The organism is Photobacterium leiognathi (genome assembly GCF_030685535.1).
Taxonomy (GTDB): domain Bacteria; phylum Pseudomonadota; class Gammaproteobacteria; order Enterobacterales; family Vibrionaceae; genus Photobacterium; species Photobacterium leiognathi.
The window spans coordinates 2,858,717-2,882,298 of sequence record NZ_CP131601.1 but is presented as its reverse complement, the minus strand read 5'-3'; the positions used below and the strand labels follow the sequence as shown (position 1 = coordinate 2,882,298).

The following is a 23,582-nucleotide window of genomic DNA, read 5'->3' as shown; positions in this document are numbered from 1 at the left end:
GGAATAAATAATGAAAATACTTTATGGGATCCAAGGTACAGGCAATGGTCATATTTCTCGTGCTCGCGAAATGGCTCGGGTTTTTCAGGCGTTAGACTGTGAGGTTGATTATTACTTTTCAGGTCGAGCCTCAGACAAATTTTTTGATATGAGTTGCTTTGGTGACTTTCAAGTAGGTAAAGGGCTAACGTTTGTTACCGAGCAAGGATGTGTGCAAAAGTGGAAAACGTGGCGTCAGTTGAATTTAGGTTATTTCCGTCAAGAAGTGAAAACGTTAGATTTATCCTATTATGATTTGGTGCTTAATGATTTTGAGCCAGTAACGGCATGGGCAGCCAAGCAACAGCAAGTACCGAGTTTATCGCTTAGTCACCAAGCGGCATTTCTTCATCATGTACCTAAGGTCAATGACAGTCTATTTGATCGATTATTGACGCGTTATTTTGCTCCAACTCAGTATCAAATTGGACTGCATTGGTATCATTTTAACTGTCCAATATTACCGCCGATTATTCCTTGTTTTGATAAGCCAAGCATCAATCAAGCATCGTTCATTTTGGTGTATTTGCCATTTGAATCCTTAACTCAAATTACCGAGCTACTTTCACATTTTCAGCAGATTAATTTTGTCTGTTATCACCCCGATATTGAGGTTGAATCTCAGTGGCAAAATGTGCAGTTAAAACCACTCAGTCGTGATGGTTTTCATCATCACTTACATCAATGCAAAGGCGTGGTGGCAAACGGTGGATTTGAATTGCCATCGGAGGCGATTTCACTGGGAAAAAAATTGTTGTTGAAACCACTACAAGGGCAATTTGAACAAAGCAGTAATGTTGCCACTTTAGCAATGATGGGATTGGCTCATGTGACTCAGTCGTTAGATATCACGACCATGCGAGTATGGCTAGATAGTGAAAGTGTTGGACGAGTCAAAATTCCTGATGTTGCAAGTGAAGTTGGTAAGTGGTTACTTAGTAGTGGTTGGGATGATATAACAACGCTGCAAAATACACTTTGGTCGCAAGTTGAATTTCCCGAATTGGTTTGTGAAGTGATGTCTGAACATTATCCAGAAAGCCAATATATCACCTCGAACCTTTCGTTAACTAAACCATTAATGAAGTGAATTAATTACCTTAGAATACTGATTATTCTTGAATCGGTGGTGATGTTTTATATTAAAAAACGATCTAAATTTTTATTTATATATTTTTTCATTTATTTTATGTGTTAATTATCTATTTGATTTTAATTGTTTTATTTTCTGAATGCTCATCAATTCATACAATCTTCATGATCGCTTATTTTCTATTATTAGTCTCGTCAATCGGTTTGGATAATACTTGTCTCATCCCGAGTTTAGGGGGGTAACACTAGAAGTTAGCGTTAGGCTTCTAAGTTACTGCTGGCATAACGGATATGCCTATAAATTAATAATTAGAGGCATAACATGACACGTAAGACATCTACAGTTTACCCAGCAGAAAATTACTCAATGGAATCTACATTACGCAGTGTTGATCTTAACTTATTGACGGTTTTTGATGCCGTGATGCAAGAGCAAAATATCACTCGTGCTGCACATAATTTGGGTATGTCACAACCTGCTGTAAGTAATGCTGTTGCTCGCCTGAAAGTTATGTTCAATGATGAACTTTTTATTCGCCATGGTCGTGGTATTCAACCTACTCAACGAGCAAAACAACTGTTTGGTCCACTACGCCAAGCGTTGCAATTAGTGAAGAATGAATTGCCGTGCTCTATCTTTAGTCCTCAGACATCGAGCCGCTCATTTAAGCTTGCTATTTGTAGCCCTTCTGACATGCGTTTTGCACCTCAAATTTTGACAGAAATGAGAGCGCAAGCACCGAACTTGCGTGTACAACTTGAAGCAGAATTTGAAGTGGATTTAGCGCAAAAATTGCGTTATCAGGAAATCGATTTTGTTATTGATTATGTGCGCTTTGATGAGCAAGGTTTTTGTAGCACAGAATTGTTTAGCGATGAGTTAGTGGTTATAGCATCAGATAAGCACCCGCGTTTAGGTGATAGCATTTCAGAATCAGAGTTTAACCATGAAATGCACGCGGTACTTAAAAATGTACCAGAAGTGAAAAGTTTCTCTGATCATATTTACAATCAAACAGTGAATTACAACGAAGCATACCACGGTGCAAGCTTGAGCAACATTATGTACGTTGTTGGTCAATCTGAGCTGATTGCGGTAGCACCTCGTTGGTTAGCGGAATCTGTGGCTGATAACCTACAATTAAAGGTATTAGAGCTACCATTTGCGAACAACAAGATCAGCGGTTACCTAAGTTGGCATGAATCAACCCAAAAAGACAAAGGTAACATTTGGATGCGTGATCAATTAATGGCTATCTGTGGCAATCTAGCCCAGTAATCAATAAGCATCATTGAAAGAGAGGTCAGCTAAGTTGCTGGCCTTTTTTCTTATATACCCAAGTAACTTCAAGGTGCAGTGTTCAGCGAGATGACCTTAGTTCTCAGGCGCGGCAACGATTCGTAGATATAGTGGTTCTACATTGAGAATCGTTAACAAAGTCTGAGAGCTAAGGACGCTCGCCCTTTGGGATCGTGTCACTGAGCCGACTTCTTGCGTCAGACAACTTGGAATAAGTGACCTCGCTCTGAATCAGGCATATTGAAGTCGCTTGGGTATATCCCTATTAAAGGTAGTGGTAAGAGCAGTAAATACGAGAAGTGAAATAATAATATTATTAATAAACCCAAGTCACTTGGGTATATAAGTGTGAGTGTGAGTGTGAGTGTGAGTGTGAGGTTTCGCTGTTCGTCCATGTTATTTATAGATTCTTACACTTTTATCAATTGCTCAAAAAGTCGTTTGATAGCCTTTATTGACAAGGCGTAGAGTAAAGTTCAGGCGTCAGAAGAGATATTTTTATGTGCATTATGGTTGGCTTTTTATAGGCTGAATTGTAGACTGCATACCTCGAATCGGCTTACAAGTGTAAGCTAAAAAAATAGAGTACTTATGGCACAACACGATTTTCATATTGTTCACCGCATTCGTAGCCAAATTGCCCGTTTAGGCGAAAAGGCAGCATTACGTCATCAAGTTGATGGTGAATGGCAAGATATTAGTTGGAATTGTTTTGGTGAACAAATTCAGCAATTGGCGTTAGCGCTATTGCGTCAGGGGCTACAAGTTCAAGATAAAGTAGGTATTTTCTCAAATAATATGCCTCGTTGGACTGTGGCTGATTTTGCTACTTTATACAATCGTTGTATTACTGTTCCTATTTACCCAACAAGTACACCACAACAAGCGGCTTACATTCTGCAAGATGCAAGTGTAAAAGTTTTATTTGTTGGCGAGCAGGCGCAAATGGATGCGGCTGTCGAAATTGCAGATCAATGCCCTCAGTTAGAGCGTATTGTCGCTTTATCTGATGATGTAGTTATTCCTAAGCATCCATTAGCTTGTCATTACAATGACTTTGTTAATCAAGCAAGCGCAGAGTATCAGCAAGAGCTAGATACCCGTTTAGCTGAGCAAGCAATGGATGATCTGATCACCCTTATTTACACCTCGGGTACAACTGGTACACCGAAAGGGGTAATGCTAGATTACGCGAACATTGCTTCACAAATTGAAGCGCACGATCAGCGTTTAGCTTTAGATGAAGGCGATACATCACTGTGTTTCTTACCGCTATCACACGTATTTGAGCGAGCATGGACGTTCTATGTGCTCCATCGTGGTGTGGTGAACTGTTATCTGTCAGATACAAACAAACTAAAAGAAGCGTTAGTAACAGTAAAACCACATTACATGTCAGCGGTACCACGCGTATTTGAAAAAATTTACTCCGGTATTCACGACAAAGTTTCTCGTGCACCATTACACCGTAAAATGATCTTCACATGGGCGGTTAATATGGGCGCGAAGATGTCGGTTGCACGCCAAGAATGTCGTGAGCCATCTTGGTTATTGAAGAAATCTCACGCATTAGCTGAGAAAGTAGTGTTATCAAAACTGCAGGCTGTGCTCGGTGGGAACATTAAATTTATGCCATGTGGTGGTGCAAAACTGGATGCAGGTATCGGTCGTTTCTTCCATGCCATCGGTATTAATGTGAAGCTAGGTTATGGCATGACTGAGACCACAGCAACCGTATCTTGTTGGGATGACAGCTGCTATAACCCTGATTCCATCGGTATGCCAATGCCAGGTGCTGAAGTGAAGATCGGTCAAGAAAACGAGATCTTAGTACGTGGTCCAATGGTGATGCGTGGTTACTACAACATGCCTGAAGAGACAGCGAAAAACTTCACAGAAGACGGCTTTTTGAAAACGGGTGATGCGGGCTATATTGATGAGCAAGGTAACTTGTTTATCACCGATCGTATTAAAGAGTTGATGAAGACTTCAGGTGGTAAATATATTGCACCACAAGTGATTGAAGGTGCTATTGGTAAAGATCACTTCATCGAACAAATCGCCGTTATTGCTGATACGCGTAAGTTTGTATCTGCACTTATCGTTCCGTGTTTCGAGACCCTTGAAGAGCACGCACGTGAATTGAATATCAAATATAAAGACCGTTTAGAGCTGATCAAACATAGCCAAATTGTCGAGTTGATTGAAAAGCGTGTGGTAGAGTTACAAAAAGATTTAGCGCGTTTTGAGCAAGTGAAGAAATTTACCTTGTTACCTAAATCGTTCTCGATGGATCATGGTGAATTAACCCCAACGCAAAAACTGCGTCGTAAAGTGATCCAAGATCGTTACCATCAAGAAATTGAGCGCATGTATGAGGAAAGCCATAAAAAGGCCTCTCATAAAGACGATTAATGTTTTACTTTTAATAAATTAAGGAGCCTCTTGGGGCTCCTTTTTTATTATCGGCAGTGACATGTTTGGCATCTTGTTAATAATCTAGTTATTAATATGGCAGTAAAAGAGGTTGTTTGTAGAAATACTTATGAATAAGTCATTTGTTAGATTTTAACCGTAAACTCTATTTAGCTACTGGATCTAAATGCTGCAAAAGCGTTAAAGTTGTTACAGGTAACTGCGTTTTGTTATGGCTTGACGCAGCATACATAGCATGACGAGATCATGTGTTTATTAGGCTAAAAATAAGCCCTAACTATGTTTCATCGACCTGGAGACAAAATATGGAGATGTTGTCCGGCGCTGATATGATCGTACGTTCTATGATCGATCAAGGCGTTAAGCATATATTCGGCTACCCTGGTGGCTCAGTTCTTGATATCTACGATGCCCTTCACGAGAAAAGTGATATTGAACACGTCCTTGTTCGCCATGAACAAGCTGCTGTTCATATGGCAGATGGTTACGCGCGTGCAACGGGTGAAGTCGGTGTTGTGCTTGTCACATCGGGGCCTGGCGCAACCAATGCGATTACGGGTATTGCTACCGCTTATATGGATTCAATTCCGATGGTGGTGCTATCCGGTCAGGTAATGAGTAGCTTGATTGGTAATGATGCTTTCCAAGAATGTGATATGGTCGGGATCTCACGTCCGGTGGTGAAACACAGTTTTTTAGTGACCAAGCCTGAAGATATTCCAGCGATCATTAAAAAAGCGTTCTACATTGCGTCAACAGGGCGTCCTGGTCCTGTTGTAGTCGATATTCCAAAAGATATGCTAAACCCAGCAGAAGCGTATCCTTATCAATATCCAGAGTCGATTGCCCTTCGCTCTTATAATCCCACTACCCAAGGTCATAAAGGCCAAATTAAACGCGGCGTAAAAGCATTACTGTCTGCGAAAAAGCCCGTCTTGTATGTTGGTGGTGGCGCGATCATGTCATCGTGTAGTGAGCAGTTGATTGAGCTTGCTGAATCGTTAAATATTCCAGTGGTTAATACCTTAATGGGGCTTGGTGCGTTTCCTGGTACCCATAAACAGTGTTTAGGCATGTTAGGTATGCACGGGACTTATGAAGCCAATATGGCGATGCATAATGCAGATCTGATCTTTGGTGTGGGTGTACGCTTTGATGATCGTACGACCAATAACTTAGAGAAATATTGTCCTGATGCGACCATCATGCATATTGATATTGATCCTTCATCAATTTCTAAAACGGTTTCTGCTGATATTCCAATCGTAGGTTCGGCAGATACAGTTTTAAATCAAATGCTCAAGCAGTTAAAAGAGCATGAAGTGAACAACGCTCAATCAGCTATTGATCAATGGTGGCAAGAGATCTCGACATGGCGTGATCGCCAATGTTTAAACTACGAGACGAGTAACGAGCGCATTAAGCCACAACAAGTGATTGAAGCGCTACACCGTCTAACCAATGGTGATGCTTATGTTACTTCTGATGTAGGTCAGCACCAAATGTTTGCGGCTCTCTATTATCCGTTTGATAAGCCTCGTCGTTGGATCAATTCAGGTGGTCTTGGCACTATGGGATTTGGTCTTCCTGCTGCGATGGGAGTGAAGTTTGCCTTGCCTGATGCAGAAGTGGTGTGTGTAACAGGGGATGGCAGTATTCAGATGAATATTCAAGAGCTATCGACCGCACTACAATATGATATCCCAGTTAAAATTATTAACTTAAATAACCGTTTCTTAGGCATGGTAAAGCAGTGGCAAGACATGATCTACCAAGGTCGACATTCTCACTCTTACATGGACTCAGTACCTGATTTTGCCGCGATAGCTGAAGCCTATGGTCATGTTGGTGTACGTATCTCAGATCCGAATAAATTAGAAAGTGAATTAGAAAAAGCATTAGCGCTGAAAGATAAATTAGTCTTCATCGATATCAGCGTCGATGAAACGGAGCATGTGTACCCAATGTTGATCCGTGGCGGTGCAATGAATGAGATGTGGCTAAGTAAAACGGAGAGAACATAATGCGTAGAATCATTTCAGTATTACTTGAAAACCAACCAGGGGCATTGTCTCGTGTGGTTGGTCTGTTTTCTCAGCGTGGCTACAACATTGAATCATTAACCGTTGCACCGACTGATGATCCAACGCTTTCTCGTTTAAACATTACGACTAATGTTAAAAATGAATCGGCTTATGAGCAGATTGAAAAACAACTGCATAAGCTGATCGACATTTTAAAAGTGAGTAATGTTACTGAGTCAGAACATGTCGAACGTGAACTGATGTTAGTGAAAGTGAAAGCAAGTGGTTTTGCTCGCGCTGAAGTTAAGCGTACCGCTGACATTTTCCGCGGGCAGATCATTGATGTGACGAGTAAGCTATACACCATTCAACTTGCTGGTACTGGCGATAAGCTTGATGCTTTTCTTGAAGCCGTAGGTGAAGCGACTGAAATTATTGAAGTTGCAAGAAGTGGTGTAGTAGGTATGGCTCGTGGTGAGCGAGCACTAAGAGCATAATCATAGCCGATAAATATTGAGCCGATTGTTGATGCAACAATCGGCTCTTTTGTTTGTAATGTTTTATAAGAAACATAGACTAAGCTTAATTAAGGAGCAGAAGGCAGGGAAGCGCTATGCCACAGAGGTAAGCGATGCTGCAGCAATTTTTGGTCCGATTAACCACAGCCACTCTGGTAATTTTGGGGTTTAAAATTAGCGCTATCTACTTTTTATTGGTGGTTTTGCTATTAAATACCCATCACAAAGAGATTTTCGGTTGGTAAGATCTAAAAAGCTCGCTAATCACTTAGCGAGCTTTTTATTATTTTAAGCAGAACCTATTAAAGATAATTTTTGATATCTTCTACCGCACGTTCAAAGTGGGTATGCATGATCTTTTGCGCTTGCTCAAGATCACGAGCAAGGACGGCCTTCATCAATGCTTCATGTTCACCCTCATCAGTGTAGCGATCTTCGACTTGACGCATTTTACTGACCCAAATATGGCGATAGCGCTTAATTTGATCATAGATATCGTGGTAGATATCAAGCATCACAGGAGAATGCTCACTGGTTAGGATCGCGGTATGGAAATCGCAGTGGCGTTGTTCCCATTCTGATAAATCGGTCTCATCTGATGTAGGATCTATTCGGCTGAGTTTATGGTAAGCCGTAAGGATATTTAATTCCCATGCTTCATCACCATGAGTAATTGCACGCGTTAATAGTTCACGTGAAATTACTTTATTGGCACTGAAAAGATCCTGAAGCTCTTCAATAGAGACAGGGGCTACCCAGCAGCCTTTTTGCGGTGCGAATTTAATGTATTTTTTCCATGATAATTGCACTAATGCTTCACGGATTGGAGATGCACCAACGTTGTAGCGCTCTTTTAGATCAGCTACAACCAATTTTTGTCCAGGAGTGAGTTTACCGAGCAAGATGTCCTGTCGAATTACTTCCATAACCTGATTTGTTAAAGTCGGGCTAGACACGTGAGTCCTCATTATTTTTATTATTATCCCGTTATTATTGTTATTGGGATTTTGTTTTGCTGTACAGTGAACTTTACAGTTCGTCGAAGCTAATTATACCTTGCTTTGTTTATTGCTTAAACATTTTAGATGGTATTTGGTCATTTATAGAAGGGATATCAAATAAGTGATTGCTAACTTAGTACGATAAGATGATAAAAAATAAGATAAATCACTCATTTTTATAAGGGTGCTGAGAAGTCGGAAGAGGTAAGTATGCAATTAGATGATAAACGGAAGATTAATAAAAAAGGAGCCACATGGGCTCCTTTTTAGCATTTGTAAGTACGAATTATAGTACGTGTACAGATGCAGTGTTAGTAGTACCAGAAGCAACAAGTGCACCAGAAACCATAACAACGATATCGCCTTTAGCACCAAGACCAGTCTCAAGCGCTAGCTCTTTACCACGTAGGTAGAATGCGTCAGTGCTTTCGATTGAATCAACAACAACAGGTGTAACACCTTTAGATAGACATAGCTGAGCTGCTGTCTTCGTGTTTGTTGTTACAGCAAGGATGCGTGCAGTTGGGAAGTATTTACGTACAGAACGTGCAGACTTACCAGCTTCAGTAGCAACGATGATCAGTGGAGCATTTAGCTTCTCAGCTGTGTCTACTGCACCTTTACATACTGCTTCTGTAATACGTAGACGTGGGCTGTCTAGGCGAGAACCTAGCTCAGGCTTAACAACGTCATCGGTACGTGCACAGATTTGAGCCATGATAGTTACAGCTTCGATTGGGTATTTACCCTTCGCTGATTCACCAGAAAGCATAACTGCGTCAGTACCATCCATGATTGCGTTAGCAACGTCGCCCGCTTCTGCGCGAGTTGGACGTGGGTTCTTGATCATAGAGTCAAGCATTTGAGTTGCAGTGATTACAACTTTACGTGCACGGTTACATTTCTCGATCATCATCTTCTGAGCGAAGATAACTTCTTCAACTGGGATCTCAACACCAAGGTCACCACGAGCAACCATGATACCGTCAGAAGCTTCAAGGATAGCGTCGAAGTTATCAACACCTTCTTGGTTCTCGATCTTAGAGATGATTTGGATGTTTTCGCCGCCGTTAGCTGCTAGAAGAGCACGGATTTCTTGTACGTCTTCTGCTTTACGGATGAAAGATGCAGCAACGAAATCAACGCCTTGCTCACAACCGAACTTAAGATCAGCTTTATCTTTTTCAGCAAGTGCAGGAAGTTTTACAGAAACACCTGGTAGGTTAACACCTTTGTTTTCACCTAGGTCACCGTTGTTAAGTACTTTACACTTAACTTCAGTGTCAGTCGTTTCAAGCACTTCCATTTCGATTAGACCGTCGTCTACTAGGATAGTGTTACCTTTAGTTAGGTCTTTAGCGAAACCAGGGTAAGTTACAGCAACGCGGTTTTGGTTACCAACAACTGAAGTGTCAGTTGTGAAAGTGAACTCTTGACCAGCTACTAGAGAGAAGTCTTGACCGCCTTCTAGTTTGATTGTACGGATTTCAGGGCCTTTAGTATCTAACAGGATTGCTAGCTCTTTGCCTGTATTAGCCATTACTTCGCGAAGGTTGCGGATACGCTGACCGTGCTCTTCGAAGTCACCGTGTGAGAAGTTTAGACGCATTACGTTCATACCAGCGTTAGCTAGTTTAGTAAGCATTTCTACAGATTCAGTTTTAGGTCCAATCGTACATACGATCTTGGTCTTTTTCATTGAGGGTTCTCTCCAGACGAACTTTTACCCAAGGGGAAATTATCACCATAGAACGATTATCATCATGCTAATTTCTGTATTGCTACATCCTTTAATGAGATAACTGTTGATATGATGGTTGTAATAAAAAACTCGATAAACATTACTTTATAAAAACGTTGGCGCTTTGATAAAGTGGTGGTACTGAATTTTTAATTGTTACTCATCGTTGGTTAGATCTTGGTACTTGCGTTTAGCCAGTAATATGAAACTGTTTAATCAAATCCGTGATTCACAAGCGCAACATTATAGCAGAACTCTTTTTATTTGCACTTAGAGTTAAGTGGCTAAATCGTCTCATCGTAATGTGACGCAACGATGATGATTATGCTGAAAAATTAAAATAAAGTATTGTTATTTATCAAGGCTTGAAGGGTTATTCAATATTGTCTTAGTGCCGTGATATTTTCTGTTGTGGTTAAGTTAACTGCGAGTAATTGATGAAATCACAATGATGGCTTTTGTGATATGAATCGAAAGGGCATATGACTAGAAAAGCAAAAGGCCGAAATGGTTACCCATTTCGGCCTTTCTGTATTTGGTGGCCCCTCCCAGACTTGAACTGGGGACCAAGCGATTATGAGTCGCCTGCTCTAACCACTGAGCTAAGGGGCCAATATGGGGCAAATTATAGGGGATGGCTTTGCCCTTGTCTAGCGATTAAGGTTTGGATTTTGTTTGCTTTTTCAACAGTTAGAATAATTAAAGCAAGTCTAAACTGAAGAAAACAAAGCTGTATTTACTTAGCGGTTACTATGCGTCGAGTTTTAGATTTAAAAAAAGCGAGCACTAAGCTCGCTTTTTTATATCGTTCTCGATTACTCGTCTAGGAAACTACGTAGTACATCTGAACGACTTGGGTGGCGAAGCTTACGTAACGCTTTTGCTTCGATCTGACGAATACGCTCACGCGTTACATCAAACTGTTTACCTACTTCTTCTAACGTGTGGTCAGTATTCATATCAATACCGAAACGCATACGTAGAACTTTCGCTTCACGTGGTGTTAAGCCTGCAAGTACATCGTTTGTTGCTGCACGTAGGTTAGTTGCTGTTGCCGCATCCATTGGTAATTGAAGTGTTGTATCTTCAATGAAGTCACCTAGATGTGAATCTTCATCATCACCAATTGGTGTTTCCATTGAGATTGGCTCTTTAGCAATCTTCAATACTTTACGGATCTTGTCTTCCGGCATTTGCATGCGTTCAGCTAATTCTTCCGGTAACGGCTCACGACCCATTTCCTGAAGCATCTGACGAGAGATACGGTTCAGTTTGTTGATCGTTTCAATCATGTGAACAGGGATACGAATTGTACGTGCCTGATCGGCGATTGAACGAGTGATCGCCTGACGGATCCACCATGTAGCGTAAGTTGAGAACTTGTAACCACGACGGTATTCAAACTTATCAACCGCCTTCATCAAACCAATGTTACCTTCTTGGATTAGATCCAAGAACTGTAGACCACGGTTGGTGTATTTCTTAGCGATAGAAATAACCAGACGTAAGTTTGCTTCAACCATCTCTTTCTTCGCACGGCGTGCTTTTGCTTCACCGATAGACATGCGACGGCTGATGTCTTTAATACGCTCGATTGAAAGACCTGTTTCTTCTTCTAGCATGCGCAGTTTAATTGCTGAACGACGAAGGTCTTCTTCGTACGTTTTTAGGCGCTCTGCATATGGTTTGCCAGAATTTAGTGCTTCATCAATCCAATCTTGGTTCGCTTCGTTACCTGCAAATAGTGTAACGAAGGTCTTTTTAGGCATTTTGCTGTTATCTACACACATGCGCATGATAAGACGTTCGTTAGTGCGAACTTTATCCATCGCGTCACGTAGTGAGCTAACTAAGCGATCAAACTGTTTAGGGATTAGACGGAACTGTTTGAATACTTCTGATAGCTCTTCAACAGCAATTTCAGTTTGCTTGTCTTGGCGACCATTAGTATCAATAGCTAGCGCCATTTTGTCGTAAGCGTTACGAAGCTCTAAGAACTTTTCACGCGCAAGCTCCGGATCGATGCTGCCGTCATCTTCATTTTCTGAATCTGCGTCTTCATCGTCGTCATCTTCAAGATCTTTATCTTCGTCTTCAAGATCAGTTTCGCTTAGCTCTGAACCAATGTGTGTTGCTGTTGGTGCTGCTGTTGCTTCTTCGTTTGGATCAACAAAGCCTGAAATAATATCAGTGATACGAAGCTCATCAGCTTCTACTTTGTCGAACTGCTCAAGTAGGTGAGCGATCGCAGAAGGGTATTCAGCGACTGAACATTGAACTTGGTTGATACCATCTTCAATGCGTTTTGCGATATCAATTTCGCCTTCGCGAGTAAGTAGTTCAACCGTACCCATTTCACGCATGTACATACGTACTGGGTCTGTCGTGCGGCCGATCTCGCTTTCTACGCTTGATAATGCTTGCGCCGCAGCTTCAATGGCGTCTTCGTCGGCATTATCTTCAGTCATCATGAGTTCATCGGCATCAGGTGCTGTTTCAACTACCTTGATACCCATGTCATTAATCATTTGAATAATGTCTTCAACCTGATCAGAATCTACAATGTCTTCTGGTAGGTGGTCATTTACTTCGGCGTAGGTCAGATAGCCTTGTTCCTTGCCTTTCGCAACAAGTAACTTTAGCTGTGACTGCGGATTTTGCTCCATAGACGGTATCCAACTTCGGGTCTGAGTGATAATTTAGTATGCAGAGTTGCAAACCAGTCATTATAACAAATTTCTTAATTGTTGACTACTTACTAGCCAGGTTCAGCAATAAAAGCTGTAAATCCTGCTTTTCATCGACTGATAAGCCGATTGTTCTTGATTTAGTCTGCAACTGTTCAATTTGTTGTTCGACGCACTGATCAATAATTTTGTCCATTGCGTCTAAAAATACATCTAAGCTGTTGTCTTCATCTTTCGACAACGGTAACTCCCACGCAGCGAGTTTTGCCATCATGGCTTCGTTTTTGGTGCCGCGCCAGTGCTCTAAAAGCTGTCCAGTGCTGATATTGGGGTTATTTCGGCATTTATCAACTATCGATAGCAATAAATTTAAGCCTGATAATTCAATATTATCAAATGCACTCATATCAAATTCGAGTTGAGTGACAAAGTTTGGATGTTGGATCAGCAAGGCAATGACTTCACGCATAGGCGTACGTTTAATTTGCACTTGGCCTACAGGCTTAGATTCTTTGCCATGCATTGATATTAGTTGTTGTAGCTGAGCTTCGTCAGGTAAGCCTAAATTTTTGCCAAGCAGTTCACGTAAGTATAGCCTTAGCGTACCGCCCGGGACTTTATCTATCAGAGGTACGGCTAGTGTACTGAGTTTAGCCTTGCCTTCACGACTCGTGGTGTCAACTTGTAGCATGAGGCTATTAAACAGAAACTCTGATAACGGCATTGCTTGGTCAACGCGAAGCTCAAAGGCGTCTTTGCCTTCTGCGCGAATACAAGAATCAGGATCTTCGCCATCAGGCAGAAACATAAATTTTAGCTGACGACCATCTGTTAAGTAGGGCAGTGCTTGTTCCATTGCGCGCCATGCAGCATCTCGTCCAGCTCTATCGCCGTCGTAACAACACACGACGGTGCTGGTTTGACGAAACAAACTTTGGATGTGATCGCTTGTTGTCGATGTGCCCAATGAGGCAACAGCGTAATCAACACCAAATTGCGCCAAAGCCACTACATCCATATAGCCTTCAACCACCATGATTTTTTCTGGTTCACGGTAAGTTTGTAGGACTTCATATAAGCCGTAAAGCTCACGGCCTTTATGGAAAATATCTGTTTCGGGGGAGTTGAGGTATTTCGGGGTGCCATCACCGATGACACGCCCACCAAAACCAATGACTCGGCCTCGACGATCATGAATCGGAAACATCACTCGGCCACGGAAGCGATCGTAACGACGACCATTGTCGTTTTCGATCAGCATACCTGTGTTCACAAGTGCTTTTTGCGATTCATTATCTCTGCCAAATCGGCTGCGGACCATATCCCATTGATCGGGAATAAAGCCAATAGAGAATTTCTTAACAATTTCGCCTGATAAGCCACGACCTTTTAGGTAATCGACCGCAATCTCACCTTCTTTAGTGCGAAGCTGTGACTGATAGAATTGCGATACTTGGCCCATTAATTCATAGTAATTCCGTTTATCAGCAGCTTTTGGACCACGATGAGTATTATTACCATCGTTTTCACGTGGGACTTCTAAGCCCAACTGTGAAGCAAGCTCTTCAATCGCATCAACAAAATCAAGGCGATCAAACTCCATCACAAAATCAAGTACATTACCGTGCACACCACAACCAAAGCAGTGATAAAACTGTTTTTCTTGGCTAACTGAGAATGACGGTGTTTTTTCATTATGGAAAGGGCAGCAAGCGCCGAAGTTCTTACCTTGTTTTTTGAGTTTCACTCGCGCATCAATGACATCGACAATGTCATGTCGAGAAATGAGATCATCAATAAATGAGCGAGGGATTTTTCCTGCCATAAGAAAGCAAATAACCTGATAGTAGAATAATGAAGATAAGAATTAGAAGGGTTGTGTGCTCTGAGACGGTCAGATACAAACAAGCCGCGCATCCCCAAAAGGATAGCACGGCTTGTCGCTGAATAGGAGAGTGATTAACCTAGTTTAGTTTTCACTAACTTGCTAACAATCCCCATATCGGCACGACCCTGAATTTGCGGTTTCAGTACGCCCATTACTTTGCCCATGTCTTGCATGCTAGCAGCACCAGTCGCAGCGATAGCTTCATCCATTAACGCAGAAATTTCTTCTTCAGTTAGTGGTTGAGGCATAAACTCGGCTAGAACACTGATTTCAGCGTGCTCAACATCAGCTAAGTCTTGACGGCCTGCAGCTTCGTATTGAGCTACAGAGTCACGACGTTGCTTTACCATTTTAGTCAATACAGCCAACACGTCGTCGTCGTTAAGAGTGATCTTCTCGTCAACTTCACGCTGTTTAATTGCTGAAAGCGCTAAACGGATAGCGCCAAGACGAGGTTTATCCTTCGCCTTCATCGCCGCTTTTTGTTCGTCTTTAAGACGTTCAATTAGAGTCATTACGCGATCCTTCTGTTTTTAATCGTAAGATTAGTACAGACGAACGCGACGCGCGTTTTCGCGAGCCAATTTCTTCAGGTGACGCTTAACTGCCGCTGCTTTAGCGCGCTTACGTACAGTAGTTGGCTTTTCGAAGTGCTCACGACGACGAACTTCAGAAAGGATACCTGCTTTTTCGCAAGAGCGCTTGAAACGACGTAGTGCTACGTCAAACGGTTCGTTTTCACGTACTTTGATTACTGGCATGTAATACTCACCTCAGAGTGATTCGGTTTAAAGCTGACGTCAAAGTGTCAGCTGATTAAAAATGGTGCGAAATTCTAATCTGATCTAGGGGCATTTGTAAAGCATTCTGCGTCTATGAACTGGTTAATTTCTGTCAACAACGGTAACATGCCCCTTAATTAGTACTTCCTAACCGTATTTGAGTGATCGGTTGTTATTGAAACCATACCGATTTTTCATTTGATCCCCCTAATAGTATAGAGGTTGTTATGCGTATACTGGGCATCGAGACTTCCTGTGATGAGACAGGCGTAGCTATTTTCGATGATGAAAAAGGTCTCTTGGCACATGAACTTTACAGCCAAGTAAAGTTGCATGCTGATTACGGTGGTGTGGTGCCTGAGTTGGCATCTCGTGACCACGTGAAGAAAACAATCCCATTGATCAAAGCTGCACTAGCATCGGCTGGTATGACACATGAAGATCTTGATGGTGTGGCTTACACCGCAGGCCCAGGTCTTGTGGGTGCATTATTAGTGGGTGCAACCATTGGTCGTAGCCTTGCGTATGCGTGGGATTTGCCTGCTGTTGCCGTTCACCATATGGAAGGTCACTTGTTAGCGCCAATGCTTGAAGATAACGCGCCTGAGTTTCCATTTGTCGCACTGCTAGTTTCTGGCGGTCATACCATGATGGTTGAAGTGAAAGGGATCGGTGAGTATCAAATCCTTGGCGAATCAATTGATGATGCGGCAGGTGAAGCTTTTGATAAGACGGCTAAGATGATGGGATTAGATTACCCTGGTGGTCCACTGCTGTCTAAAATGGCAGATAAGGGCACACCTGGTCGCTTTAAGTTCCCACGTCCAATGACAGATCGCCCAGGTCTTGATTTCAGTTTTTCAGGTTTGAAAACTTTTGCTGCCAATACGATTCGTGACAACGATGATGATGATCAAACTCGTGCTGACATTGCTTTTGCATTCCAAGAAGCGGTAGTTGATACACTTGCCATTAAATGTAAGCGTGCTCTAAAGCAAACAGGTTTGAAGCGCTTGGTTATTGCAGGCGGTGTAAGTGCTAATAAGTACTTGCGTCAAGAGCTTGAAAGCATGATGAAAAACCTAAAGGGGGAAGTTTTCTACCCTCGTACAGAATTTTGTACAGATAACGGTGCGATGATCGCTTATGCGGGGATGCAGCGTTTGAAAAATAAAGAAACGATGGATTTAGGTGTGAAAGCTTATCCTCGTTGGCCTATCGATCAGCTAAAACCGATTGCAGAATAAGTGTTGTCGTAAGGCTGATAGCAAAAAGCGAGGTGATCACCTCGCTTTTTTATTGTCTTAAGAATTTGAATTTTTCTTAGCGAATTTGTCCCAAATCTTGGTTTCTTCACCATCGAGTAAGCGACGGATATTTTCGTGATGACGGAAAATTATCAAACACGAGAGCATGGAAACGGGCATGGTGTATTCTGGTTTGACTAACCATGTCAGCATTGGTGCTGATAATGCTGCAATTAAAGAAGCGGCCGAAGAATAGCCTGTGACAGCCAGGGCAATGATCCACGTACCAATCAGCATACCACTCAAATCCCAGCCAATGGGAGCAAGTGCGCCTAACGCGGTTGCTACGCCTTTTCCGCCTTGGAAGTGAAAAAACAGTGGATAGATGTGGCCTAAACAGGCTGCAATACCAATGATCCCTAATAGGAACGGATTTATACCCAAAAAGTAGCTGATCCAAACTGGTAGCATGCCTTTTAAAATATCCGCAACTAATACCATGGCAGCCGCACTTTTCCCTCCTAATCGAAGGACGTTTGTCGCACCAGGGTTACCAGAGCCACTTTTTCTAGGATCGGGAAGGCGATATAGCCGTGAAATGAGTACGGCACTAGAAATAGAGCCTAGTAGGTAGGCGGCAATGATCATCAGTAGCGCTAATGGCGTCATTTACTATTCCGAATATCTAGGGTAAGTGCCAGTACAACATGAATTGAAATGTTAACTGGATCTTATCTGAGTCAATATTACTGGTTAGAAATTTTGACTCGTTCATGGCTGTGGTATAGTCCCAGCCCAAGTTAACATTGGTAATGTTGCATACTTATTAGCAATATACATGTTAACGAATACTACCTGATAATACGCGTTTTTGCCGATATTGGGTATCCGACCTCTAACAAAATTAGCGATTTAGCATGGATACGGTATTTATCGAACAATTAGAAGTCATTGCCACTATTGGGGTGTATGACTGGGAGCAGGAAATTAAGCAAAAACTTGTGCTTGATTTGGAAATGGCACATGACAATCGTCCTGCCGCTAATAACGATGATGTGATGTTGGCGTTGGACTATTCAACGGTCAGTACCGCAGTCACAAACCTGATTGAACAAGGGCGTTTTTTATTGGTTGAGCGTGTAGCTGAAGAAGTGGCGAGCTTGATCATGACAGATTTCAATGTGCCATGGGTGAAAGTGCGAGTAACAAAACCTGGTGCTGTTGTGAATGCTCGTGGTGTGGGCGTGCAAATTGAGCGAGGCAGTAAGTGATCACTGCGTATATCAGTATTGGAACGAATATTGAGCGTGAGTATCACTTAAAAGCTGGTTTAGATGCAGTAAAAAAACTGGCAAGTCAGTGGCGAATGTCACGGGTATTTGAAGCTGAACCTGTCGGATTTAGTGGCGATAACTTTTTTAATGCGGTAATTGAGATCCAAACCTTGTTGCCTCTTACTGCATTGCAAGCTCAGTTAAAAAAGATTGAACGTCAGCTAGGTCGCCCAGAGCATGCTGTAAAGAATCAAAGTCGTACTATCGATCTTGATTTGCTCTTATATGGTGATGTGGTAAGTACTGAATTACCAGTGTTACCACGCTCGGATATTTACCGTTTTGCTTTTGTGTTATGGCCGTTAAGTGAGTTGAGCCCTGAACTTGTGATCCCCAAAGAGACACAAACGCTAGCTCAACTTTGGCACAATTTTTCTCAACAGCAGGAGTTATGGCCTGTTGAGTTTGTCATTTAATCATCATAGTAAGTTGGTACTAACTATGATGTTTGTGTTGTAAATTAAGGACAATTAATGAGTCATTTTGAAGCATTCATGTTGGCACTTATTCAAGGGTTAACAGAATTCCTCCCTGTATCGAGCTCTGCTCATCTTATTTTACCTTCTGAGATCTTAGGTTGGCCGGATCAAGGTTTAGCGTTTGATGTGGCTGTTCACGTCGGTACTTTAATGGCGGTTATTCTTTATTTCCGCAAAGAAGTTGTGGCGTTACTCAGTGCATGGCTAAATTCCATTTTTAAGCGTGAGCACAGTGCTGAATCGAAATTAGCATGGATGATCGTAATAGCAACGATCCCAGCCTGTATTTTCGGTCTAGTGATGAAAGATTTTATCGAAATGTATTTGCGCTCAGCATGGGTGATTGCATGTACCACGATTATCTTCGGCTTGTTGCTATGGTGGGTTGATAAACGTGCCAAGCAAACCGATGATGAATATAAAGCTAATTGGAAAAGTGCGTTGTTTATTGGCTTAGCACAAGCGGCGGCGATCATTCCGGGGACGTCACGTTCAGGTGCAACCATGACGGCGGCGCTTTATCTTGGTTTTACTCGTGAAGCGGCTGCGCGTTTTTCATTTTTAATGTCGATCCCAATTATTCTGCTTGCTGGTGGTTACCTTGGTTTAAAGTTGGTGACAGGCACAGATCCAATTGATTTCGGTAATCTAAGCATTGGAATTGCTGTTTCGTTTATCAGTGCTTATGCGTGTATTCATGTATTCTTGAAGCTAGTAACACGTTTGGGTATGACACCATTTGTGATCTACCGTTTGATCTTAGGTATCGGATTGTTCTTATTCTTGATGTCTAAGTAATTAGAGCGCGTTATTTAAGATCAGAAAAGCCGACATCAAGTCGGCTTTTTTTGTGTCTTTTATTTTAAAGCTAATACTTAGTTGCTTTGGCGTGTCGCTTTTAAATGTAGAGCAACTGCTTCTATACGTTTTGTGGCTAATTGCTCTCTGATCTCCGCACCTTTAAAACCTGCTGCAACAATTGCTTTTACATCCACTTGTTGGGCGATAGCAAATACAGCTTGGAAGATATCAGCCTGTGGATATGGTGTTTGCTCAAATTGCGTGCGTCCGCGAGCATCAGCACGACAACACGTTGCAAGTTGTGCAACACGTTCAGGTTTACGCCATGCATCGATTTGATCAAAAATTTTAATAAAAGTATCGGCACGCATTTCTTCGGCATGGTGGATCTTGGTGTGTTGCTCACATACTAATAGCGCGAGATCGCGATATTCATTAGGTACACGTAAGCGTTGGCAAAGCGCCTTGATTGGCTTGATACCATCACGACAATGCATTGTATGGTGTGGCAGATCGTCTTTTGGCGACAGTGCTTTACCAAGATCGTGCACTTGTGCGGCAAATCGGATCGTTTTATCTGTACTGAGCTCAGCGGCTTTTTTCGCAACCAGTAGGGTATGAATGCCACAGTCGATTTCTGGGTGCCACTTTTCGGGTTGTGGGACACCAAACAGCGCATCAATTTCAGGCATTACAATCGCGAGTGCGCCACACTGACGAAGAACGGTCAGAAACATTTGTGGATCATCACTTGATAATGATTTTTCCCACTCTTTCCAGACACGCTCTGGAGTTAGGCTTGCCAATTCTCCACTAACGACCATTTCTTGCATAAGTGCTATAGTTTCAGGAGCGACAGTAAATCCTAGGTGGGCAAAACGCGCAGCAAAACGGGCAACGCGTAATACACGAAGCGGATCTTCAGCAAAGGCTGGAGATACATGGCGTAGCACTTTGTCCGTGATATCTTGCCGACCATGGAAAGGATCGATGAGATCACCATTAGGCGCTTGTGCGATAGCATTAATGGTAAGATCGCGACGCAATAGATCTTGCTCAAGTGTCACATCAGGAGCGGAATAACAAATAAATCCCGTATAGCCATGACCAGACTTTCGTTCCGTACGAGCAAGTGCATGCTCTTGTTTGGTTTTTGGATGTAAAAATACAGGGAAATCACTGCCGATTTGCTCAAAGCCTTCCGCTAGCATAATTTCTGGTGTTGCGCCGACTACAACCCAGTCCTTATCTGTTACTGTTAGGCCTAATAAGGTGTCACGAACGGCACCACCAACAAGATATGTTTGCAATGAAGGCTCCTTTATCAATCACTCTACTGAGATGAATCTCTATCGCTTTTGTTTAAAACTGAACATAATACCCCGATCAATGTGACCTTGGTCGATGAGCTACTGCAAGGCAGTATACAATATTCGCAAGAATACCGATGATAATAAATCTTGCTATATTGATGCGTATTTAAGAGCCAACACGCATTTACGTTATTTTTAAATCTCAATTTAGGCACTAGAGTATTTTCTATGTATCAGGACTTTTTCGGGATCACTGAAGCGCCTTTTTCGATCGTTCCAAGTGCGCGCTTTCTCTACCTCAGTGAACGACATCGAGAAGCATTGACACATATGCTGTCAGGATTAACTGATGGTGGTGGTTTCGGTTTGCTAATCGATGAAGTAGGGACGGGGAAAACGACGGTATTACGTGCGATGATCTCTCGTTTACCGCACCAAACACAGGTCGCTGTGATTTTAAACCCAGCACTTTCTGCCCATGATTTATTAGCGGCTATTTGTGATGAATTAGGGCTCAGTTATGAGTCTGATGCGAGCTTTAAACAGCTCACTGATATTATCTATCGTCACTTAATGGCAAACCATGCTGAAGGGCGACAAACTCTATTACTAGTTGATGAAGCTCAGCATTTAATGCCAGATGTGCTGGAGCAATTGCGTCTGCTCACTAATTTAGAAACAGATAGCCGTAAATTGCTCAAAGTGGTGTTAATAGGTCAGCCTGAATTACAACAGTTATTGCAACAAGAGCGTTTACGTCAGCTTGCTCAGCGTATTACTTCGCGTTATCACTTATTACCGCTGACTGAAACGGAAGTCAGTGAATATATTCACTACCGTTTAACGGCCGTCGATTGTTTATACCCAGTGTTTGATGCCAGTAGCATTAAATATATCGCGAAACAAACCCAAGGTATTCCTCGCCTGATTAACCTTGTGTGTGATAAATCGATGCAGCTCGCTTGCCAAGCCGGAACACATCAAGTGAGTAAGTCGATGGCAGTGCAAGCGTGTGAAGATATTCTTAGTTGGCAAGTGCTAGGCTACGGCATCTTCATCGCGTGCAGGGGGCTCTCAACGCCATCCATCACTATGGTTACCATGGGGTGTGGCTGTTGCAGTGTGCTCAGCATTAGCGGTGGGTGCATGGCATTATTAGTCACTGCCTGTTGCCCCGAAAGCAGCACCGATTGAGCCCAATCAGTCACTGTATGCTGTTGCCAATTTATCAGCCGTAGAAACGCCACCATCTTTATCGACAACGCCTGTCGTTAACACTAAAGAAGCGACGCTTTCTCGTCTAGCCAAAGCGATTGATGGAAGTCGCAAAGAGCGCACAGCAATGCAGAATTTGTATCGTTTATGGGGCTTTGATACTGCGTTAAATCAAGCAACTTGCGCGACAAGTTCACGTATTAGCCTTGCTTGCTTTGATGGTAAAACGACACTGGCCAAATTAGGTTTAATTAATCGCCCTGTGGTGGTGATGTTAGAAGATGGCGCTAAAGAACCGTTTTATGCGGTGGTGTATGCAATCACTGACGATCGTATTGAATTATTGTTGGGTAAAGATCGTATTTCAGTTTCACCTAAATGGTTTGAAGCCCGTTGGAATGGACAATTTAGTCTGTTGTGGCGCCCGCCACTAGGTGACAAAACCAGTATTCGCTTTGGTCAAAATGGCCCTCGCGTCGCATGGTTGGATCAACAGTTGAATGATTTTCTTGGTGAGAATAGCCCTCGTAAAGGCTATTTTGATCAATCAATGTTAGATAAATTGCGTCGTTTCCAACGCTCTCAAGATTTAACGGCAGATGGTATTGCAGGTCCAATGACACTGATGGTGTTAGATTCTGCAATGAATTTACCTGGGCCGACGTTACAGCCGGAGCAAAGTTAATGTCTCAATTGTTAGATAGCTTAAAGCAGTCCGATACGAAAAATAGTGATCAAAAGGATGTTAAAACACCGCAAGGAACAGCGAAAGTCGTGCATCCGATGCACAGTGTAAAAGCACATAAAGCATCAACATCATGGTTATTACCGTTAGTGATTGCTGTACTGCCTGCAACCTCGATTGTGGCGTATAAATATTATCAGCAGTCGCAAGTTTCGCATGAGCAACAGGCTCAATTGCCAGCAGCATCAAAGCCAGCACTGGCTCCTGCAATATCAGCCCATGAGCAACAAGTGTTAACTGCACCTACAGCGAAGAAAGAAGCCGTAATAGCTTCACCTGAGCAAGATGTATTGTTTTTAGATTTTCCATCACTGGTAACTGAGCCGCTACCTGTGGGAGATAGTTTGTATTCAGCAGAGCCAGCTTATCAAGACTATAAGGTATCAGAGCCTATAGCATCATATGCTGACAATGAACCAAGCTACGAGCCACCTGAAGTGAGTAAGCCTGTAGATAAAAAAACAGATAACTATCAAGATCCATACAAGCTTGAGAACCTGGATCTTTCCGAGTTATCACCAGAGCTTGCTGCGCAGTTGAAGTCTGCCATTGTGGCAACGGATGGCGAAAACTATCAAGACAACGAGTTAGACCGCAGTGTTGATGAGGAAGCAGCAAAACCTGTTGCAACTGAGCCTCAAAGCAAGGTGATCCCGATTGGTTTATTGCCGACAACGATCCAAAATAAATTGCCTAAAATGAATTTTGAGCAACATATTTATTCTTCAAAGCCTGCGAATCGTTGGGTAAAGGTAAATGGTCAAGAGTTGCATGAAGGTGATTATATAGCCCCTGGTGTGAAATTAGCGCGGATTGAAGCTCGTGATGTGATTTTGAAATACGATGGCTATGAAATCAGTATGCCAGCACTTTCTGAGTGGTAAGGATAAATAACAGAAAATAAAAAAGGCAGCCTCGGCTGCCTTTTTTGATCAAACGT

18 protein-coding genes, 1 tRNA gene and 1 pseudogene are annotated in these 23,582 nt (G+C 42.4%); 11 read left to right on the top strand and 9 right to left on the bottom strand.

The window, feature by feature from the left end:
- Positions 1-10: 10 nt before the first annotated feature.
- From Q7674_RS19970 to ilvN, 5 genes are all read left to right on the top strand, one after another.
- Positions 11-1,129, top strand: a complete 1,119-nt coding sequence (locus Q7674_RS19970; protein ID WP_045063536.1) for an MJ1255/VC2487 family glycosyltransferase — start codon at positions 11-13, stop codon at positions 1,127-1,129.
- 324 nt (positions 1,130-1,453) lie between these two features.
- Entirely contained in the window at positions 1,454-2,410 is a 957-nt protein-coding gene (gene leuO, locus Q7674_RS19965; RefSeq protein ID WP_023932256.1) for a transcriptional regulator LeuO, read from the top strand.
- Between the two features lie 612 nt (positions 2,411-3,022).
- Positions 3,023-4,846, top strand: a complete 1,824-nt coding sequence (locus Q7674_RS19960) for an AMP-dependent synthetase/ligase (RefSeq protein WP_045063540.1) — start codon at positions 3,023-3,025, stop codon at positions 4,844-4,846.
- A gap of 326 nt (positions 4,847-5,172) precedes the next feature.
- Positions 5,173-6,891 carry an acetolactate synthase 3 large subunit gene (locus Q7674_RS19955; protein WP_043128841.1) on the top strand — a complete coding sequence of 573 codons (1,719 nt, stop codon included), beginning with the start codon at positions 5,173-5,175 and terminating at the stop codon, positions 6,889-6,891.
- On the top strand, positions 6,891-7,388 hold the full coding sequence (gene ilvN, locus Q7674_RS19950; protein WP_045063541.1) for an acetolactate synthase small subunit: 498 nt from the start codon (positions 6,891-6,893) through the stop codon (positions 7,386-7,388). The genes Q7674_RS19955 and ilvN overlap by 1 nt, the downstream gene beginning before the upstream one ends.
- 323 nt (positions 7,389-7,711) lie before the next feature.
- Here the strand turns inward: ilvN and Q7674_RS19945 are convergent, their stop codons facing one another.
- From Q7674_RS19945 to rpsU, 7 genes are all read right to left on the bottom strand, one after another.
- A complete protein-coding gene (locus tag Q7674_RS19945; protein ID WP_179946563.1) occupies positions 7,712-8,377 on the bottom strand; it encodes a GntR family transcriptional regulator in 666 nt (221 codons plus the stop codon).
- Between the two features lie 319 nt (positions 8,378-8,696).
- On the bottom strand, positions 8,697-10,109 hold the full coding sequence (pykF, locus tag Q7674_RS19940) for a pyruvate kinase PykF (RefSeq protein ID WP_008989806.1): 1,413 nt from the start codon (positions 10,107-10,109) through the stop codon (positions 8,697-8,699).
- A 578-nt stretch (positions 10,110-10,687) separates the two neighbouring features.
- Positions 10,688-10,763 (bottom strand) — tRNA-Ile (locus tag Q7674_RS19935).
- 203 nt (positions 10,764-10,966) lie between these two features.
- Positions 10,967-12,817, bottom strand: a complete 1,851-nt coding sequence (rpoD, locus tag Q7674_RS19930) for an RNA polymerase sigma factor RpoD (protein ID WP_045063543.1) — start codon at positions 12,815-12,817, stop codon at positions 10,967-10,969.
- A gap of 85 nt (positions 12,818-12,902) precedes the next feature.
- Positions 12,903-14,663 carry a DNA primase gene (gene dnaG, locus Q7674_RS19925; protein WP_305423194.1) on the bottom strand — a complete coding sequence of 587 codons (1,761 nt, stop codon included), beginning with the start codon at positions 14,661-14,663 and terminating at the stop codon, positions 12,903-12,905.
- A 134-nt stretch (positions 14,664-14,797) separates the two neighbouring features.
- Positions 14,798-15,241: a GatB/YqeY domain-containing protein gene (locus Q7674_RS19920; RefSeq protein WP_008989803.1), complete on the bottom strand. Its 444-nt coding sequence runs from the start codon at positions 15,239-15,241 to the stop codon at positions 14,798-14,800.
- Positions 15,242-15,271: 30 nt separating this feature from the next.
- Entirely contained in the window at positions 15,272-15,487 is a 216-nt protein-coding gene (gene rpsU / locus Q7674_RS19915) for a 30S ribosomal protein S21 (protein WP_005301411.1), read from the bottom strand.
- 248 nt (positions 15,488-15,735) lie between these two features.
- Here rpsU and tsaD point away from each other — a divergent pair, with 248 nt between their 5' ends.
- Positions 15,736-16,755, top strand: a complete 1,020-nt coding sequence (tsaD, locus tag Q7674_RS19910) for a tRNA (adenosine(37)-N6)-threonylcarbamoyltransferase complex transferase subunit TsaD (RefSeq protein WP_045063546.1) — start codon at positions 15,736-15,738, stop codon at positions 16,753-16,755.
- Between the two features lie 57 nt (positions 16,756-16,812).
- On the opposite strand, the gene plsY is transcribed toward tsaD, so the two are convergent.
- Positions 16,813-17,424: a glycerol-3-phosphate 1-O-acyltransferase PlsY gene (gene plsY, locus Q7674_RS19905; protein ID WP_023932249.1), complete on the bottom strand. Its 612-nt coding sequence runs from the start codon at positions 17,422-17,424 to the stop codon at positions 16,813-16,815.
- A 248-nt stretch (positions 17,425-17,672) separates the two neighbouring features.
- Here plsY and folB point away from each other — a divergent pair, with 248 nt between their 5' ends.
- The 3 genes from folB to Q7674_RS19890 are packed head-to-tail and all read left to right on the top strand — an operon-like array spanning position 17,673 to position 19,366.
- Positions 17,673-18,026, top strand: a complete 354-nt coding sequence (folB, locus tag Q7674_RS19900) for a dihydroneopterin aldolase (RefSeq protein ID WP_008989800.1) — start codon at positions 17,673-17,675, stop codon at positions 18,024-18,026.
- Complete coding sequence (gene folK, locus Q7674_RS19895; RefSeq protein WP_045063548.1) at positions 18,023-18,505, top strand: 2-amino-4-hydroxy-6-hydroxymethyldihydropteridine diphosphokinase; 483 nt, start codon at positions 18,023-18,025, stop codon at positions 18,503-18,505. Before folB ends, folK begins: the two co-directional genes overlap by 4 nt.
- A 57-nt stretch (positions 18,506-18,562) precedes the next feature.
- A complete protein-coding gene (locus tag Q7674_RS19890) occupies positions 18,563-19,366 on the top strand; it encodes an undecaprenyl-diphosphate phosphatase (RefSeq protein WP_008989798.1) in 804 nt (267 codons plus the stop codon).
- A gap of 77 nt (positions 19,367-19,443) precedes the next feature.
- Here Q7674_RS19890 and Q7674_RS19885 read toward each other — a convergent pair whose 3' ends face one another.
- The gene (locus Q7674_RS19885; RefSeq protein ID WP_045063550.1) at positions 19,444-20,679 is read right to left on the bottom strand and encodes a multifunctional CCA addition/repair protein; all 1,236 of its coding nucleotides are present in this window, start codon (positions 20,677-20,679) and stop codon (positions 19,444-19,446) included.
- A gap of 231 nt (positions 20,680-20,910) precedes the next feature.
- Here Q7674_RS19885 and Q7674_RS19880 point away from each other — a divergent pair.
- A pseudogene (locus tag Q7674_RS19880) lies at positions 20,911-22,582 on the top strand (AAA family ATPase).
- Positions 22,582-23,526, top strand: coding sequence for a general secretion pathway protein GspB (locus tag Q7674_RS19875; protein WP_045063554.1), 945 nt, complete (start codon positions 22,582-22,584; stop codon positions 23,524-23,526). Before Q7674_RS19880 ends, Q7674_RS19875 begins: the two are co-directional and overlap by 1 nt.
- Positions 23,527-23,582: the final 56 nt, after the last annotated feature.